The organism is Pseudomonas sp. LAIL14HWK12:I1, from assembly GCF_003202095.1.
Classification (GTDB): domain Bacteria; phylum Pseudomonadota; class Gammaproteobacteria; order Pseudomonadales; family Pseudomonadaceae; genus Aquipseudomonas; species Aquipseudomonas monteilii.
This window is the reverse complement of the sequence record NZ_QJKG01000004.1, coordinates 422,296-437,269: the sequence shown is the minus strand read 5'-3', so window position 1 is coordinate 437,269 and position 14,974 is coordinate 422,296. Positions and strand designations below refer to the sequence as shown.

13 protein-coding genes and 1 rRNA gene are annotated in these 14,974 nt (G+C 62.4%); 4 read left to right on the top strand and 10 right to left on the bottom strand.

Going from position 1 to position 14,974, the window contains the following annotated elements:
- Positions 1 to 127 (bottom strand): 16S ribosomal RNA (locus D906_RS13985); the annotation flags it as partial.
- A 457-nt stretch (positions 128 to 584) separates the two neighbouring features.
- Here D906_RS13985 and D906_RS13980 point away from each other — a divergent pair.
- A complete protein-coding gene (locus tag D906_RS13980) occupies positions 585 to 1,481 on the top strand; it encodes a formate/nitrite transporter family protein (RefSeq protein WP_019098624.1) in 897 nt (298 codons plus the stop codon).
- Positions 1,482 to 1,484: 3 nt separating this feature from the next.
- Here the strand turns inward: D906_RS13980 and D906_RS13975 are convergent, their stop codons facing one another.
- Positions 1,485 to 2,576: an MBL fold metallo-hydrolase gene (locus tag D906_RS13975; RefSeq protein ID WP_019098625.1), complete on the bottom strand. Its 1,092-nt coding sequence runs from the start codon at positions 2,574 to 2,576 to the stop codon at positions 1,485 to 1,487.
- 128 nt (positions 2,577 to 2,704) lie between these two features.
- Here D906_RS13975 and D906_RS13970 point away from each other — a divergent pair, with 128 nt between their 5' ends.
- Both D906_RS13970 and D906_RS13965 read left to right on the top strand, forming a co-directional pair.
- Positions 2,705 to 3,778, top strand: coding sequence for a diguanylate cyclase (locus D906_RS13970; RefSeq protein WP_025754550.1), 1,074 nt, complete (start codon positions 2,705 to 2,707; stop codon positions 3,776 to 3,778).
- Between the two features lie 51 nt (positions 3,779 to 3,829).
- Positions 3,830 to 6,415 carry an EAL domain-containing protein gene (locus D906_RS13965; protein WP_027615430.1) on the top strand — a complete coding sequence of 862 codons (2,586 nt, stop codon included), beginning with the start codon at positions 3,830 to 3,832 and terminating at the stop codon, positions 6,413 to 6,415.
- An 87-nt stretch (positions 6,416 to 6,502) separates the two neighbouring features.
- On the opposite strand, the gene D906_RS13960 is transcribed toward D906_RS13965, so the two are convergent.
- From D906_RS13960 to D906_RS13935, 8 genes are all read right to left on the bottom strand, one after another.
- Positions 6,503 to 6,829, bottom strand: a complete 327-nt coding sequence (locus D906_RS13960; protein ID WP_016713809.1) for a DUF2025 family protein — start codon at positions 6,827 to 6,829, stop codon at positions 6,503 to 6,505.
- A gap of 150 nt (positions 6,830 to 6,979) precedes the next feature.
- Positions 6,980 to 7,849: an HlyD family secretion protein gene (locus tag D906_RS13955; protein WP_019098628.1), complete on the bottom strand. Its 870-nt coding sequence runs from the start codon at positions 7,847 to 7,849 to the stop codon at positions 6,980 to 6,982.
- A 12-nt stretch (positions 7,850 to 7,861) separates the two neighbouring features.
- The gene (locus tag D906_RS13950; RefSeq protein WP_019098629.1) at positions 7,862 to 8,068 is read right to left on the bottom strand and encodes a DUF1656 domain-containing protein; all 207 of its coding nucleotides are present in this window, start codon (positions 8,066 to 8,068) and stop codon (positions 7,862 to 7,864) included.
- Complete coding sequence (locus D906_RS13945) at positions 8,055 to 10,043, bottom strand: FUSC family protein (protein ID WP_027615429.1); 1,989 nt, start codon at positions 10,041 to 10,043, stop codon at positions 8,055 to 8,057. Before D906_RS13945 ends, D906_RS13950 begins: the two co-directional genes overlap by 14 nt.
- A 183-nt stretch (positions 10,044 to 10,226) precedes the next feature.
- Positions 10,227 to 10,343 (bottom strand): cytochrome c oxidase subunit CcoM, encoded by a 117-nt coding sequence (gene ccoM, locus D906_RS26945; RefSeq protein ID WP_012273831.1) that lies wholly within the window; start codon positions 10,341 to 10,343, stop codon positions 10,227 to 10,229.
- Between the two features lie 135 nt (positions 10,344 to 10,478).
- Positions 10,479 to 10,640, bottom strand: a complete 162-nt coding sequence (locus tag D906_RS26615) for a hypothetical protein (RefSeq protein WP_016713805.1) — start codon at positions 10,638 to 10,640, stop codon at positions 10,479 to 10,481.
- A 66-nt stretch (positions 10,641 to 10,706) separates the two neighbouring features.
- Positions 10,707 to 11,036: a hypothetical protein gene (locus tag D906_RS13940; RefSeq protein WP_027615428.1), complete on the bottom strand. Its 330-nt coding sequence runs from the start codon at positions 11,034 to 11,036 to the stop codon at positions 10,707 to 10,709.
- Between the two features lie 62 nt (positions 11,037 to 11,098).
- Entirely contained in the window at positions 11,099 to 11,794 is a 696-nt protein-coding gene (locus D906_RS13935; protein ID WP_027615427.1) for a M949_RS01915 family surface polysaccharide biosynthesis protein, read from the bottom strand.
- Positions 11,795 to 11,956: 162 nt separating this feature from the next.
- On the opposite strand from D906_RS13935, the gene rapA reads away from it, so the two are divergent.
- A complete protein-coding gene (gene rapA, locus D906_RS13930; protein ID WP_019096589.1) occupies positions 11,957 to 14,803 on the top strand; it encodes an RNA polymerase-associated protein RapA in 2,847 nt (948 codons plus the stop codon).
- The last annotated feature ends 171 nt before the right edge of the window (positions 14,804 to 14,974 follow it).

The window sequence follows — 14,974 nt, the reverse complement described above, 5'->3', positions numbered from 1 at the left end:
AGATTCCTAGGCATTACTCACCCGTCCGCCGCTGAATCAAGGAGCAAGCTCCCGTCATCCGCTCGACTTGCATGTGTTAGGCCTGCCGCCAGCGTTCAATCTGAGCCATGATCAAACTCTTCAGTTCAATACTGCTTGGGTTTTTAAGAAACCCTAAACTTGGCTCAGCAATCTCAAATGACTATGTGATTTCTCGCATGGCCACTTGTGATGCTGATAATCTTTTTGACTATCAGTCCGTACTCACAAGCACCCACACGAATTGCTTGATTCGATTTGTTAAAGAGCGTTTGGTTAAGAGCTTTTCGTCTCAACCGAGGCGCGCATTCTACGCTTTCCTCATTCACTGTCAAGCGTTTATTTTGAAGTTTTTACTACCGCTTTCTTTTGAAAGCTAACAACTTCAAACACTTACCGCTTGCCCCGAAGCGTTCATCGCTGCGAGGAAGCGAATAATACGCGCTTTGAAATCAGAGTCAACACCTTGATCTGAAAAAACTTTCCGCGCGTGTTTTAACCCCACCTGGCAACTAATGAAAGCGCCATGGATCTGTAGAGAAACACCACCACGGAGCGTAGCGGCCATGAGCGATGCGCAAAGCGAGAAAACCCCGGGCCTGTCTGCAGATGAAGAACAGGAGGTCAGCCACAACCAGCCGCCGCGGGCGGCAGTGCTGCACGAGATGATCCGCTACCAGGGCGATCAGGAACTGGAACGTACCCTCGCGGCGTTGTGGTGGTCGGCACTGGCCGCCGGCCTGTCCATGGGGCTGTCGCTGATGGCCATGGGGCTGTTCTACGCACGCCTGCCGGAAGGAGAGAGTGCCCAGGTGGTCGCAAGCATCGGCTACAGCGCCGGCTTCCTCGCGGTGATCCTGGCACGCCAGCAACTGTTTACCGAAAACACCCTCACCGCCGTGCTGCCCGTCATGACGACCCCCACCCTGGCCAACTTCGTTCGCCTGCTGCGCCTGTGGGGCGTGGTGTTGCTCGGCAACCTGGCGGGCACCCTGCTAGTGGCTTGGGTCATGCTGGAGCTGCCGATATTCGACAGCAAGACGGACGTGGCGTTTCTGGAGGTTGGCCGCAAGGTCATGAAGAACGACCTGAGCCAGATGTTCGCCAAAGGCATCGTGTCGGGCTGGATGATCGCCACCATGGTCTGGATGATCCCGTCCATGGAGCACGCCAAGGTCTGGATCATCCTGATGATCACCTACCTGATGGCCCTCGGCGATTTCACCCATATAGTAGTGGGCTCCGTCGAGGTGTCCTATCTGGTGTGGGCCGGCGATGAAACCTGGCGCAGCTTTTGGCTGGAATTCGCCTTGCCGACCCTGACAGGCAACATTATTGGTGGCAGCTTCATTTTTGCCCTGATCAGCCATGCCCAGGTACGCAGCGACAGTGGCAAGCCACCCTCGCAACTGCTGAAAGACGACCAAGCCCCGCGCCGGCGCAGCAAGGATGACCACAGCTGAATCTCAGCGTGCCGCCATCGTGCGCTCTTTGGCGTGGCCCCGCTGACGCACAGGCCGTGGCTGCCACCAGTTCTGCCCGGCATGCGGTGAGTCAAGGCTGACCCGCTCGCCCATCTGCGGCGTGCTCAAGCGCACCTGAGCCTGGTTGGCCAGCGTCAGTATGCGTTCGAAAGGCTCCTGCCAGCCGTGGGTAGACAGGTCGAACGTACCGTTGTGAATCGGCAGCATCCAGCGCCCGCGCAAATCCAGGTGGGCCTGCAGGCTCTGCTCCGGCTGCATGTGTACGTTGGGCCAGGCGACGTTGTAGGCGCCGGTTTCGATCAAGGTCAGGTCGAACGGCCCGAAACGCTCGCCTATCTGCTTGAAACCGTCGAAGTACCCGGTATCGCCACTGAAGAACACCCGCACATCGCCATCGATGATCACCCAGGACGCCCACAGCGTCCGATTGCTGTCCAGCAGCCCGCGCCCGGAAAAGTGCTGTGCCGGGGTGGCGACAAAGCGCACGCCCTCCACCTCGCTTTCTTGCCACCAGTCCAGTTGGCGCACCTTCGCCGGAGCCACGCCCCAGCTCATAAGTAGGTCGCCCACGCCCAGTGGGGTAAGGAATACCCCGGTGCGTGGCGCCAAATGGCGAATCGCCTGCTCGTCGAGGTGGTCGAAATGATCGTGCGACAGTACAACCGCGGCCAGTGGCGGCAACTGGTCAAGCGCCAGCGGTGGCGCATGGAAGCGCAGCGGCCCCGCCCACTGCACCGGCGAGGCGCGCTCGGCGAACACCGGGTCGGTGATAAAGAAGCGCCCGCGCAGCTTGAGCAATACTGTGGAATGGCCCAGGCGCCACATGCTGTGATCAGGGGCGTCGAGCACCTGCTCGCGGGTCATGGGCTGGAGGCTGATCGGGGTAGCCGGCCGGGTTTGCGGGGGCTTGCGCAGGAACAGGTACTTGAGCCCGATGCGCAGCTTTTTCAGCACCCCATCCTGCGGCAACGATGCCTGGTTGTGAAAACGCCCATCCCGATGTGGCGCCGGCTCGCCGGCAGCGTTGGCCAAAGGGACCATCAGCAACACTCCAAGCAACAGGAAAGCCTTCATGTTACCCCACAGTGATCAGATCAACCGTGAATTGGCTTGTAAGGTCATTTTTCGCCGTTGAAACAATGTTCAACAATATTCATGCGAGTTATGCGATAAACGGTACCCCGGCAGAAGCGATGACCACGATGGACAACCGCAGCGGCAAAGGCCTTTCATTCGTCAAGCGCATCTACCTGCCGCGCGTCATTGGCCTGGGTATCGGTCTGTTCAGCGTCATGGCGGCCATTGCGCCGCTGTCTCCACCCACTTGGGCATGGCTGCTGGTGCTGCTCAACGGGTTGCTGTGGCCGCACATGGCCTACTTGTGGGCAAGCCGCTCGGCGATGCCCTACCAGGCAGAACAGCGCAACCTGCTGCTGGACTCGCTGATGGGCGGGTTCTGGACTGCCGCCATGCATTTCAACCCGCTCCCCAGCGTGACGGTACTTTCCATGATGACCATGAACAACGTCGCAGCCGGCGGCAAGCGCATGGTCTTTCGTGGGCTGCTGGCCCAGGTGGCAGGCATGCTTGTCTCCATCCTGCTGCTTGGCCCCGGCCTGCAGCTGACCGCCACCCCCCTGCAGGTGTACGCCTGCCTGCCAATGCTGACGCTGTACCCGCTGGCACTGGGCTGGGTGTGCTACCAGCTGGCGATCAAACTGGCTGACCACAAGCGCCGGCTGAGCGCCCTGAGCCTCACCGACAGCCTGACCGGGCTGCTCAACCATGGCGCGTGGAAAGACCTGCTACTGCTGAAGTTCCAGGCCTGTAAACAACAGCAGGGGCACGCGGTCATCGCCCTGATCGACATCGACCATTTCAAGACCATCAACGATACCTTCGGCCACGTGGTCGGCGACTGTGTGCTGCGCCAGCTGAGCGCCGAGCTGCGCCGTAACCTGCGCGAAGGCGACCAGGCAGGGCGTTATGGCGGCGACGAGTTTTGTGTGATGCTGCCGAACACCAGTGAGGCCCAGGCTTGTCAGGCCATGGAGCGCCTGCGCGAACGGGTCGCCAACTACCGCAACCCACAGTTGCCGCACCTGCGCATCAGCCTGAGCATCGGCCTGTCACCCTTCGAAGCCACCGTGGAGTCACCCGAGCACTGGCTCGACCAGGCTGACAAGGCGCTTTACACCGCCAAGCACGCCGGCCGCGACCAGGTCAATTTTGCCCGCGGCGACGCTTCTACGCTCAAGCTGGCCTATCCTGATTGAACCTCCTTCCTGACTGCCTGGCGGGAGGCTGCTTGAAGGAGCCGCTCACGCATGGCCAGGACTGCCAAACACCGCCCAGCCAGCCCTACACCGCGCTTTCAGGTGCGCCACCTGATTGCCGGTTTCAGTGCAGTTTTCGGCCTGGCCTGCCTGGTTACGCTGGGCGCACTGTTAAACATCGCCGCCACCCTTGATCACCAGGAGCGTCAGCGTAGCGCCTTCCATGCGAACCAGGCCCTTGAGCAGCGACTGATCGCCTCGCGCCAGTTCTTGTCCAGCTATGCCGTATGGGATGCTGCCTTCGAACACCTGGCGGGCCAGGTAGACTGGAAATGGGCTTATGAAGAAAAGAACGTGGGCGAGTCGCTGTACAGCGCCAACGGCTACGAAGGGGTGTTCGTTGTAGAGGACAGCCGCACCACCTACGCGCTGTTCAAGGGACAGCCCAGCCAGGCAGGCGCTAACACTTATATAGACGCGCCCCTGCAGCCGATCATCGACCAGGCCCGCGCCGCGGCCATACCACGGGAACAGATCACCCGGTACGTGCTGTTCAACGGCTGGCCGGCCGTGCTGACTGCCGCCGCTGTTCGACCGGATCGCGATGTCACCGACACTGAGGTACGCCACGCCCCGGTGATGCTGTTCATCGACCAGCTCACCGAAGACAAGCTGACACGGCTGGGCACCGGAGCCGGCCTTACCGGCATGCATGTAGACAAGGACAACAGGGGTGAGCACGGCCACTTGCGCATCGAGCTGGGCGATACCGGCTACCACCTGGCCTGGAACAGCCCGCTGCCGGGGCGCCAGCTGCTGTGGGCCGTTTTGCCGCCACTGGTAGGCGCGCTGCTGATGCTTGGCTTGATCATGCTGTACCTGTTCCGCCTCACCTTGCGCAGCTCGCGGGCAATCGGCCTTACACTCACTCACCTGCAACAGAGCAACCAGGCGCTGGAAGCCAGCGAGCAGCGTTTTCGCGCGGTGGCCGAATCGGCATCCGACTGGATCTGGGAAACCGACCGGCAACAACGCCTGACCTACCTGTCGCAACGCTTTGCCAACGTCACCGGCTACCCCGTGGACGACTGGCTGGGCCAACCGCTCAACCTGTTGCTGGCCTGCGATACCACCCCGCTCTCGCCTTGGCTGGACGCCCTGACCAGCGCCGATCCACAACAGTTGGCCAATTTGCGCTGCACCTACCGCGACCAGAATGGCCAAAACCGCTACTGCAGGATTTCGGCCCGAGCCATCTGGTATGACGACAAGCCCAGCGGTTTTCGCGGCACCGCCAGCGACATCACCGACGAAGTCGACGCCCACGCGCGCATTCAGCACCTGTCGTTGCACGACCCACTGACCGGCCTGGCCAACCGCAACAAGCTCGCCAGGCACCTGGAGCAAGCCCTGCTGCGTGGCACCGACTCGCCACCCTTGAGCCTGCTGCTGCTGGACCTCGACAACTTCAAACCGATCAACGACTCGCTCGGCCATGCTGCCGGGGATGCCGTGCTGCAAGAGGTGGCGACGCGTCTGCGCGATACCACCCGCGACGGTGACCTGGTAGCGCGTCTGGGTGGCGACGAGTTCATCCTGGTGCTAAGCGGCATGGACAACCGCAACGAAATCGACCGTTTCTGCGCGCGCCTGATCAGCCTGCTGCAACAACCCATCACCTTCGACAACCAACCCCTGCACGTCGGTGCCAGTATTGGCGTCGCCCAAACCCGCACCCAGGGTTTCGATGCGGGCGAATTGATCCGCTGCGCCGACATTGCCCTGTACCAGGCCAAAGCCGATGGCAAGAATACCTGGCGTTACTTCGCTGCCGAGATGAACCAGCAGATCCAGTACCGCCGCCAGTTGGAAAACGACCTGCGCAGGGCCCTGCGCAACCAGGAGTTCGAACTGCATTATCAGCCGCGCTACCGCCTCAGCGACCGACGCATCGTAGCGGTCGAAGCCTTGCTGCGCTGGCAGCACCCGCAGGAAGGGTTGCTAGGGCCGGACATTTTCATCCCGCTGGCCGAGCAAAGCGACATCATCGTCGCGCTGGGCCGCTGGGTGCTGCGCGAGGCTTGCCGCACAGCCCATGACTGGCCAGCCGACATTCTGGTTTCGGTGAATCTGTCGCCCGCGCAGTTCCTGCGCAGCGACGTGGTAGCCGATGTGCGTGAAATCCTGCTGGAAACCGCCTTCCCGGCCCAGCGCCTGGAGCTGGAAATTACCGAGAACGTGATGCTCAACGACATCGAAGGCGCGCTGGGCACCATGCTCTCGCTCAAGGAGCTGGGCGTGCGCCTGAACATGGATGATTTCGGCACGGGTTACTCATCGCTGGGCTACCTGCGTACCTACCCGTTCGACAGCATCAAGATAGACAAGCGCTTCATCAGTGGCCTGAACAACAACGGCGGCAGCGACCGTGCGGTGGTTCAGGCCATCATCAACCTGGGCGAAGCGATGGGGTTGACGGTGACTGCCGAAGGCGTCGAAAGCGAACAGCAGCTCAAAGCACTGGAGAAGGACCGCTGCCACGAAGTACAGGGCTATTTCATGAGCCGACCGCTGGACAGTGCCGGGCTGGAGGCGTTGTTGCACCAAACATCCCAAAGCAGCAAACAACCTCTGTAGGCGCGGGTTTACCCGCGAACACCGGCAACGCCGGTGCCATGCACCGCGGGGAATTCTTCGTGGGCAAGTCAGCTCCTGCAGGGGGCATCAGGGTTGTTGCAGGCTGCGCTCGGCCACGATCTCTGGCAGGTCCTGGCGGCGCAGGTAAGCACGCAGCGGCTCACCAATATTCAAGCGGTCATCCACATGCTGCTCCAGCAACAGCGCCAGCCGCTCACGGCACAACGCCATGCGCTGCCCTTGCTCAGGCCGCCAGACAAACTCGTTGCACGGGGTAATGCTGTCGTCGGCCACGTCCATGCCGAACGAATCCTCGGAAAAACGCACAATATGGACACCGCGCTTGCCATGAAAACCGACAAAGCCCTTGAGCTGGTCGGCAGCGTTGCAGATGTCCTGGGAAGTGATGGCCATGACGTAACCTCGCAATGATATCGGAAGATACGCACGCCTGGCGGGGGATGGGTCGCCTCTACCGGGCAACTCGCAAGCCGCAGCCTAACGCAGGTGCGCATGAACGCGCCATGGTTTTCAGCGCTCACCGCTCAGGGTGTAGGGTTGGAGCTACTGCCGATCCCGGTCCTCGTGCACCTGCACACTGGCCGTCATCCCCGCACTCAGCGTCACCCCTTCCGGCACCTGGTCCAGGCGAATCCTTACCGGTATGCGCTGGGCCAGACGCACCCAGTTGAAGGTAGGTTCCACTTCCGGCAGCAATTGGCTGTCCGGGTTGCTGTTGCGGTCGGTAATACCGCGGCTGATGCTCTCCACATGCCCTTGCATCGGCTCACCCGCCCCCATCAGCCAGACTTTCACGGTATCCCCCACACGAATACGGGGCAGCTTGGTTTCCTCGAAGTACGCCTGGATATAGAAGGTTGAATCATCCACCAGGGCCATGACCGCTTCCCCGGTGTTCACATAGTTGCCTTCGGCCAGACGCAGGTTGGTGATATGCCCGCTGCGCGGCGCCCGCACTTCACTGCGCGCAAGGTTGATCCTGGCCACCTGCAACTGCGCCTCGGCTTCGTGCAACTCGCCACGCGCGATGGCCGCATTGATCTGGGCGTTTTCACGCAACTCGGCACTGATCGCCTCGGGCCCCAAGGCCGTGCGCCGGGCGGCTTCGCGTTCGCGCAGGCGCAATTGCTGGGCGCGGGTCTCGGTCACGGCGCTGGCCTGGTCGAACGCGGCCTGGAAGCGCTCGCGGTCGATAGTCATCAACAGGTCGCCCGCCTTGACCTGCTGGTTGTCATGGACCTTGAGCCCGCGTACCCAGCCGGACACGTCAGGCGCAATCACCACCACATCGGCACGCACACGGGCGTCGCGGGTCCAGGGGGTAAGCATGTAGTACTGCCACAACCGGTAGCCGGCCAACACGGCCAAGGCCACCACACACAGCGTCACCAAGGTACGTACGGCCGCACGCATCGAAACACTCCTTCATAAAGGCCCCAGTAGGCGTACCACCAGGAACAACACACAAACGAACAGCGCCGCATCGAACAGCGCCTCATGCCAGATCCAGCGCCCCAGCGGCGTGGCCTGCACCACCAGGCGTAACAGGCCGGTGAACAGCAGCGCCAGCAACACATAAATCAGAAACGGGCTGAGCAGCACGCCGCCCACTTCCCATTCACGCAACCCCATGGGTTTCCTCCTGCCAGCGGCACCACTTGCCCCAGCTTTTTTGCAATTGCAGCACCGCACCTTCAGCCAGCCGCAATGGGTCGCTGGCAGGCAGCTGGCGCAGGGCCGCGATAAATTGCTCACTGGCGGGGTCCAGGCGCTGCCCGCGCCCGGCGGCAGGCCCTTTTGCCAGTACCGCCTCCACCTGTTGCAGGTACTCGCGCTCGGCACGCCCCAAGGGGGCCTGGGCGACCGCCAGACACATGCGCAGGTGTACCAGTTCATCACCAATGTCCAGCCCATGCAGGCCGTCGTCCCAGCGCTTACGCTCGTCTTCCGGTAATTCACTGGCATGCCGCGCCAGTTGCATCAGGCGGTCCGCCATCCGCCCGCCAAACCAGCTGTCGGCCCCACGCAGGTCGCGCCGGGTCAGGCGCACCAGGTCGCTCTGGGTGGCTGCGCGCAGTCGCCGGCCCAGCCAGGCCGGGTGACGGAACACCAATAAACGAAAGGCCATGACTGCTGCAGATACACCCACCAGCATGGCCAAGGCACTGTTCAGCATGGTCGCCACGCCAAACTGCATGGCGTTGAGCGGCGATACCAGCACAATGAAGTGCAGGCAATAGGAGGTGGCCGTGGCCCCGGTACGGGGGTGGGCCATGCCCAGCGCCCCAAGAAACAGCGGCACACCCATGGCAAGGCACAGCATGGCGAAGCTGCTCCACTGCGGCAGCACAATTTGCCCGACCAGAAACGCAGCAGGTATGGCCAGGAAAATCCCGCGCAAAAAACTCAAGCCAATTTGCGCGCCGTTCTCACGGCTGGCGAACAGGCTACAGACTACGCAGGTCAGCACCAGGCCACCCGGCGCCGAAGGCCAGGCCGTGGCCAGCCAGAACCCGCTCATAACCAGAAAGGCCAGCGCACTACGCGAACCAAACAGCAAGGCCAGTGACCAGTCGCGGTGCGCAGCCAGGCCTTGGGACACATCCTTGGGCGCCCTGCCCGCCTCCACATCCTCCAGCGCCTGGCCGGCAGCCATGGCGTAATCCAGCAGCAGGGCCATGCGCGCCAGGCAGAAGTGCTCCGCCGAACTGATCTGCTCGTCGTGGGCGGCATCCCAGATACGTTGGCGCAACAGCAACAAGCCGGGCTTGTCGGGTTTGCCCAACAGTGTGCGCACTTCGTGCAACCAGGGCGCCAGGTGCTCAGCCTCCCGCTCATCCAGTTGCCGCCACTGACGGCGCACCGAACGGGAGATGCGCAACAGCACCATCAATTTCTGGCTGAGCCCACGAATGGCGCGGGCACGCTGCCGGCCACGGTTGCCTTCGAACCAGGCATGTTCGCGCTGGCTGTCGATGGCCACGATGCGCCCCAAGCTCTCCAGCAAGCCTTTGCGCGCCTCGTCCTCGCCACCCAGCATGGCACTGGCAGCTTGCAGACCGTTCTGCCAGGCCTGTCGGGCCTGCCCGCCCAGTTGCTGTTCCACGCGCATGGGCCAGAGCAAGGCACTGCTGGCAGTGGCGCAGAAAAGGCCCAGGCAGATCTCGGTGCAGCGCGCCACCGCCTGGTCAAAAACCTGCAGCGGGTGGTCGATGGCCGGCAAGGCGATGATCGCAGCGGTGTAGCCGGCCAGCACGAAGGCATAGGCCCAGGCGCTACGCAGCTGGGTGGAGGCGGCGGTGCACAGGGCCAGCCAAAAGGCCAGGGTGAGCAGAAACAAACCTGGGGTCTGTGCAAACAGGCCAATGAACAGCACCGACATGACGGTGCCGACCAAGGTACCCGCCAGCCGCGCCAGGCCCTTCTGCACCACCATGCCGGACAGCGGCTGGGCGACGATGAAAGCGGTCATCAGTGCCCATGACGGTTGCTCCAGCCCCCAACGCATCGCCAGCCACAATGCCAGGCCGCCACCGAGCAGAGTCTTGATGGCGAACTTGAGGGCGAGGCTGCTGGGGGCGAACAGGGCCTGGAAGGTAATGGGCACGAAGCGGACCTTGCGGGGATGGTCTTGTAGAAAAGATAGACAATGGGGAGCAGGATAAAGTGGAAATGAATAATTAGCTAGCTAATCATCTTTATCGGCGTGCAACCAAGCACAAATTCCAGGCAAAAAAAATGGGCGACCGAAGTCGCCCTAAATGCCTTGCGTGCTCGTGTACCCGGAAGGTCAACGCGGCTTGCGCTTTTTCGAGTCCTTCCAGATGAAAATGCCCAGACCGGCAAAGAAGGCAAACATCAACCCGACCGTTACCACACCGGCGATAACCACGTTGTCGAAGAACATGCTGGCCTCCCCATTCGTTTGCCGTTGTCCGATGGGTGCAAGGTAACCAATGTGGCGTGGGGGAAAATTGATCGGGATCAATGGTGCCCGAGGCCGGGCACGCGAGGGGGGTGCAGGGTTGACCTGCGTCAAATTTCAGCGCTTCTTCGGCTTGCTCTTGGGTTTCTTTTTCTTGCTGCTGTTCAACGGCAGGGCCTGCTCGAACGCGTTGCGCATGTCGTTCAGGCGCTTTTCCTTGAGGTCGTGGACGCGCTTGGCGCGTTCGGCATCGAAATCGATGAGGTTGTCTTGGCTCATGGGTGGGCTCGACGATCTACAGAGACTTGCATGATGAGGCCAGCCGCAGGTGCTGACCAGCCCCTGTCAGACTTCGATATCCACCAGCAGCCCCTGGCGTACGTGTTCGCCCATCAACGGGGCCACCGGCACGGTGTTGTCGGCGTTGACCTCATCACCAGGCATGGCACTGTAGCGCTCCTGATCGCCCTTCTGCCTGCGTTGCTGCTGGCGACGTTGTTCATCGCGCAGCAACAGTGCTTGCTCTTGCGGGTCACGCTGGTGCTTGAGGTCGATGGCTCTTTCGCCGGACGCAGGCTGCGTCGGCACCACCGGTTTGATGTCGGGGGTGGGTTTGACCGGGTCCTGTTGCGAGGTCACCGGGGCGGCACTGAGCGGAATGATCGGCGGCAGCATGGACGTTCTCCTGTGCCCCTGTATCGGCAGGTGCGGGTTTACCTTGATGTCATGGACAACATTTACTCGGTTTCGTCGTCAGGCTCGTCGTCATCTGGCGGGCTGGCTTCGCTCCAGGGCCGCTTGTAAACCTGCTGCCAGACCGCGTCCATATGGTCGCGCAATACCTGCGGCGCGGTTTTCAGCGAGGCACTGTCCTCGCGCTCGCCACCGATCGGTTCTTCGCCCGCCGGGGTGATCAGCGACTGGCCGGTAATGGTGTAGCTGGCCTGCCCTTCGCGCATCTCGATGGCGATGTCGTGCGGGTCGATACCGCCGCCACAGAAGGCATGACTGGCTACCGTCATCTCGGCGACACCGTCCTTGTTCAAGTCGCTGGCATCACTGACGTCGGTGTAGAAGTCCACGTCCAGGTCCAGCCCTGGGCAGGTGGTTTCCTGCTCGATCTGCCAACGCGCCTTGAATGCATCACCTTCGGCTGTGCGCCCGTACAAGGTGGCCTTGAGTACCACCTTGTCCACTTCCTGTTCGCTTTCCGGGTCACTGGCCTGGCCATCGCTGCGGCTCAGTACCAGCAGGCCTTCACCGTCGCGGTCGCGGTAGTGCACGCTCTTGATCGGTGTCTGGACGCCCAGCACTTCAAGCTGTTCCATCGGAATGGGGGGCAAGGTCTCGAAATTCTTCTGCTCGCAGGCACTGAGCAGCAGCAGGCTGCCCACGGCCATGGAAGCGCTCATCCAGCGGTGCTTGGCAGACATATAGAAGCGGTGCCCTCGTCGGCTGCACAGTGCGAGGCGATGAAACAGCTAGACTGACTTACTTCCTGTTGTCGTTCGGCACCTTTCGGTGCGTTCGCACTTTGGTCTGACCGGCCGATCCGTTAACATAATCGGCTTTTTCATCGCGGGAGTTCAGGCAGTATGGCGCAGCAGTATCAACCGGGGCAACGCTGGATCAGCGACAGCGAAGCCGAGCTCGGCCTGGGTACCATCCTGGCGCAGGATGGCCGCCTGTTGACCGTGCTTTACCCGGCCACTGGCGACACCCGCCAGTATTCCCTGCGCAATGCGCCGCTGACCCGCGTGCGTTTCTCGCCCGGCGACCAGATCACCCACTTCGAGGGCTGGAAGCTGACCGTGCGCGAAGTCGAGGACATCGACGGGCTCATGGTGTACCACGGCCTGGACGCGCAGAACCAGCCGCGTACCCTGCCAGAAACCCAGCTGTCGAACTTCATCCAGTTCCGCCTGGCCAGCGACCGCCTGTTCGCCGGGCAGATCGACCCACTGTCGTGGTTCAGCCTGCGTTACAACACCCTGCAGCACACCAGCAAGCAGATGCAGTCGGCACTGTGGGGCCTGGGTGGCTGCCGCGCGCAACCGATCGCCCACCAGTTGCACATCGCCCGCGAAGTCGCCGACCGCAGCGCCCCGCGCGTATTGCTGGCCGACGAAGTGGGCCTGGGCAAAACCATCGAGGCTGGCCTGGTGATTCACCGCCAGTTGCTGTCGGGCCGTGCCAGCCGCGTACTGATCCTGGTGCCGGAAAACCTCCAGCACCAGTGGCTGGTGGAAATGCGCCGCCGCTTCAACCTGCAGGTAGCCCTGTTCGACGCTGAACGCTTCATCGAGAGCGACGCCAGCAACCCGTTCGAGGACGCCCAGCTGGCGCTGGTTGCCCTGGAGTGGCTGGTCGACGACGAAAAGGCCCAGGATGCGCTGTTTGCTGCCGGCTGGGACCTGATGGTGGTCGACGAAGCTCACCACCTGGTCTGGCACGAAGATCAGGTCAGCGCCGAATATGGCCTGGTCGAGCAACTGGCCCAGGTGATCCCGGGTGTGCTGCTGCTCACCGCCACCCCAGAGCAGCTTGGCCAGGACAGCCACTTTGCCCGCTTGCGCCTGCTCGACCCCAACCGTTTCCACGACCTGGCCGCCTTCCGTGCCGAGAGCGAGCACTATCGCCCGGTCGCCGAAGCCGTACAGGAACTGCTCGACGAGGGCCGCTTGTCGCCCAAGGCGCACGCCACCATCCAGGGCTTCCTGGGTGCCGAAGGCGAAGCCCTGCTGGCCGCGGTCAACGATGGCGACACCCAGGCCAGTGCGCGCCTGATTCGCGAACTGCTTGACCGCCACGGCACCGGCCGCGTGCTGTTCCGCAACACACGTGCCGCAATTCAGGGCTTCCCTGAGCGCCAGTTGCACCCCTACCCGCTGGCCACGCCCGAGCAGTACCGCGACCTGCCGGCTGGCGAACACGCTGAGCTGTACCCGGAAGTGGCCTTCCAGGCCCAGGGTGAGGCAGCCGACGACGAACGCTGGTGGCGTTTCGATCCACGCGTCGACTGGCTGATCGATACCCTGAAGATGCTCAAGCGCACCAAAGTGCTGGTGATCTGCGCCCACGCCGAAACCGCAATGGACTTGGAAGACGCCCTGCGCGTGCGCTCCGGCATCCCGGCGTCGGTGTTCCATGAAGGCATGAGCATTCTCGAACGCGACCGTGCCGCCGCCTACTTCGCCGACGAAGAATTCGGCGCGCAGGTGCTGATCTGCTCCGAGATTGGCAGCGAAGGCCGTAACTTCCAGTTCGCCCACCATCTGGTGATGTTCGACCTGCCCGCGCACCCCGACCTGCTCGAACAGCGCATCGGCCGCCTGGACCGGATCGGCCAGAAGCACACCATCCAGCTGCACATCCCGTACCTGCAGGACAGCCCGCAAGAGCGCCTGTTCCAGTGGTACCACGAAGGCCTCAACGCCTTCCTCAACACCTGCCCGACCGGCAACGCCCTGCAACACCAGTTTGGCCCGCGCCTGTTGCCGCTGCTCGAAGGTGGCCAGAGCAAGGCCTGGGATACACTGGTGGCCGACGCCCGCAGCGAGCGCGAACGCCTGGAGGCCGAACTGCATACTGGCCGCGACCGCCTGCTGGAGCTCAACTCTGGCGGCGCTGGCGAGGGCCAGGCGCTGGTCGAGGCCATTCTTGAACAGGACGACCAGTTCGCCCTGCCGATCTACATGGAAACCCTGTTCGACGCCTTTGGCATCGACAGCGAAGACCATTCCGAGAATGCCCTGATCCTCAAGCCAAGCGAGAAGATGCTCGACGCCAGCTTCCCGCTGGGCGACGACGAAGGCGTGACCATTACCTACGACCGTGGCCAGGCGCTGTCGCGCGAGGACATGCAGTTCCTCACCTGGGAGCACCCGATGGTGCAGGGCGGCATGGACCTGGTGCTGTCCGGCTCGATGGGCAACACCGCAGTGGCGCTGATCAAGAACAAGGCGCTCAAACCGGGCACCGTGCTACTCGAACTGCTGTTCGTCAGCGAAGTAGTAGCACCGCGCAGCCTGCAACTGGGCCGCTACCTGCCGCCGGCGGCACTGCGCTGCCTGCTCGACGCCAACGGCAACGACCTGGCATCGCGCGTAGCCTTCGAAACCCTCAACGACCAGCTCGAAAGCGTGCCGCGCGCCAGCGCCAACAAGTTCGTCCAGGCGCAGCGCGATGTGCTGGCCAAGCGTATCAGTGGTGGTGAGGAGAAAATCTTGCCGACCCACATCGAGCGCGTGGCCGAAGCCCAGCGCCGCCTGGCGGCAGAGGCCGACGAGGAGCTGGCCCGCCTGGTGGCACTGCAAGCGGTCAACCCGAGTGTGCGTGACAGCGAAATCAACGCCCTGCGCAAGCAGCGTGAAGATGGCCTGGCAATGCTGGAAAAGGCCGCCCTGCGCCTGGAAGCCATTCGCGTGCTGGTGGCGGGCTAAATACCGGAGCTATGGGGCCGCTTTGCGGCCCCATAGCCGGCACAGCAGCCCTGATCTCACGAGCCTCTATTCCGGTCCAAACTCTTTATTCCTGGCCGCAATCACACTGATTACCAAATCGTAGGAATCAATGTGCCATTAGTCAGGAAGGCTTAAATACTCCTTCCTATA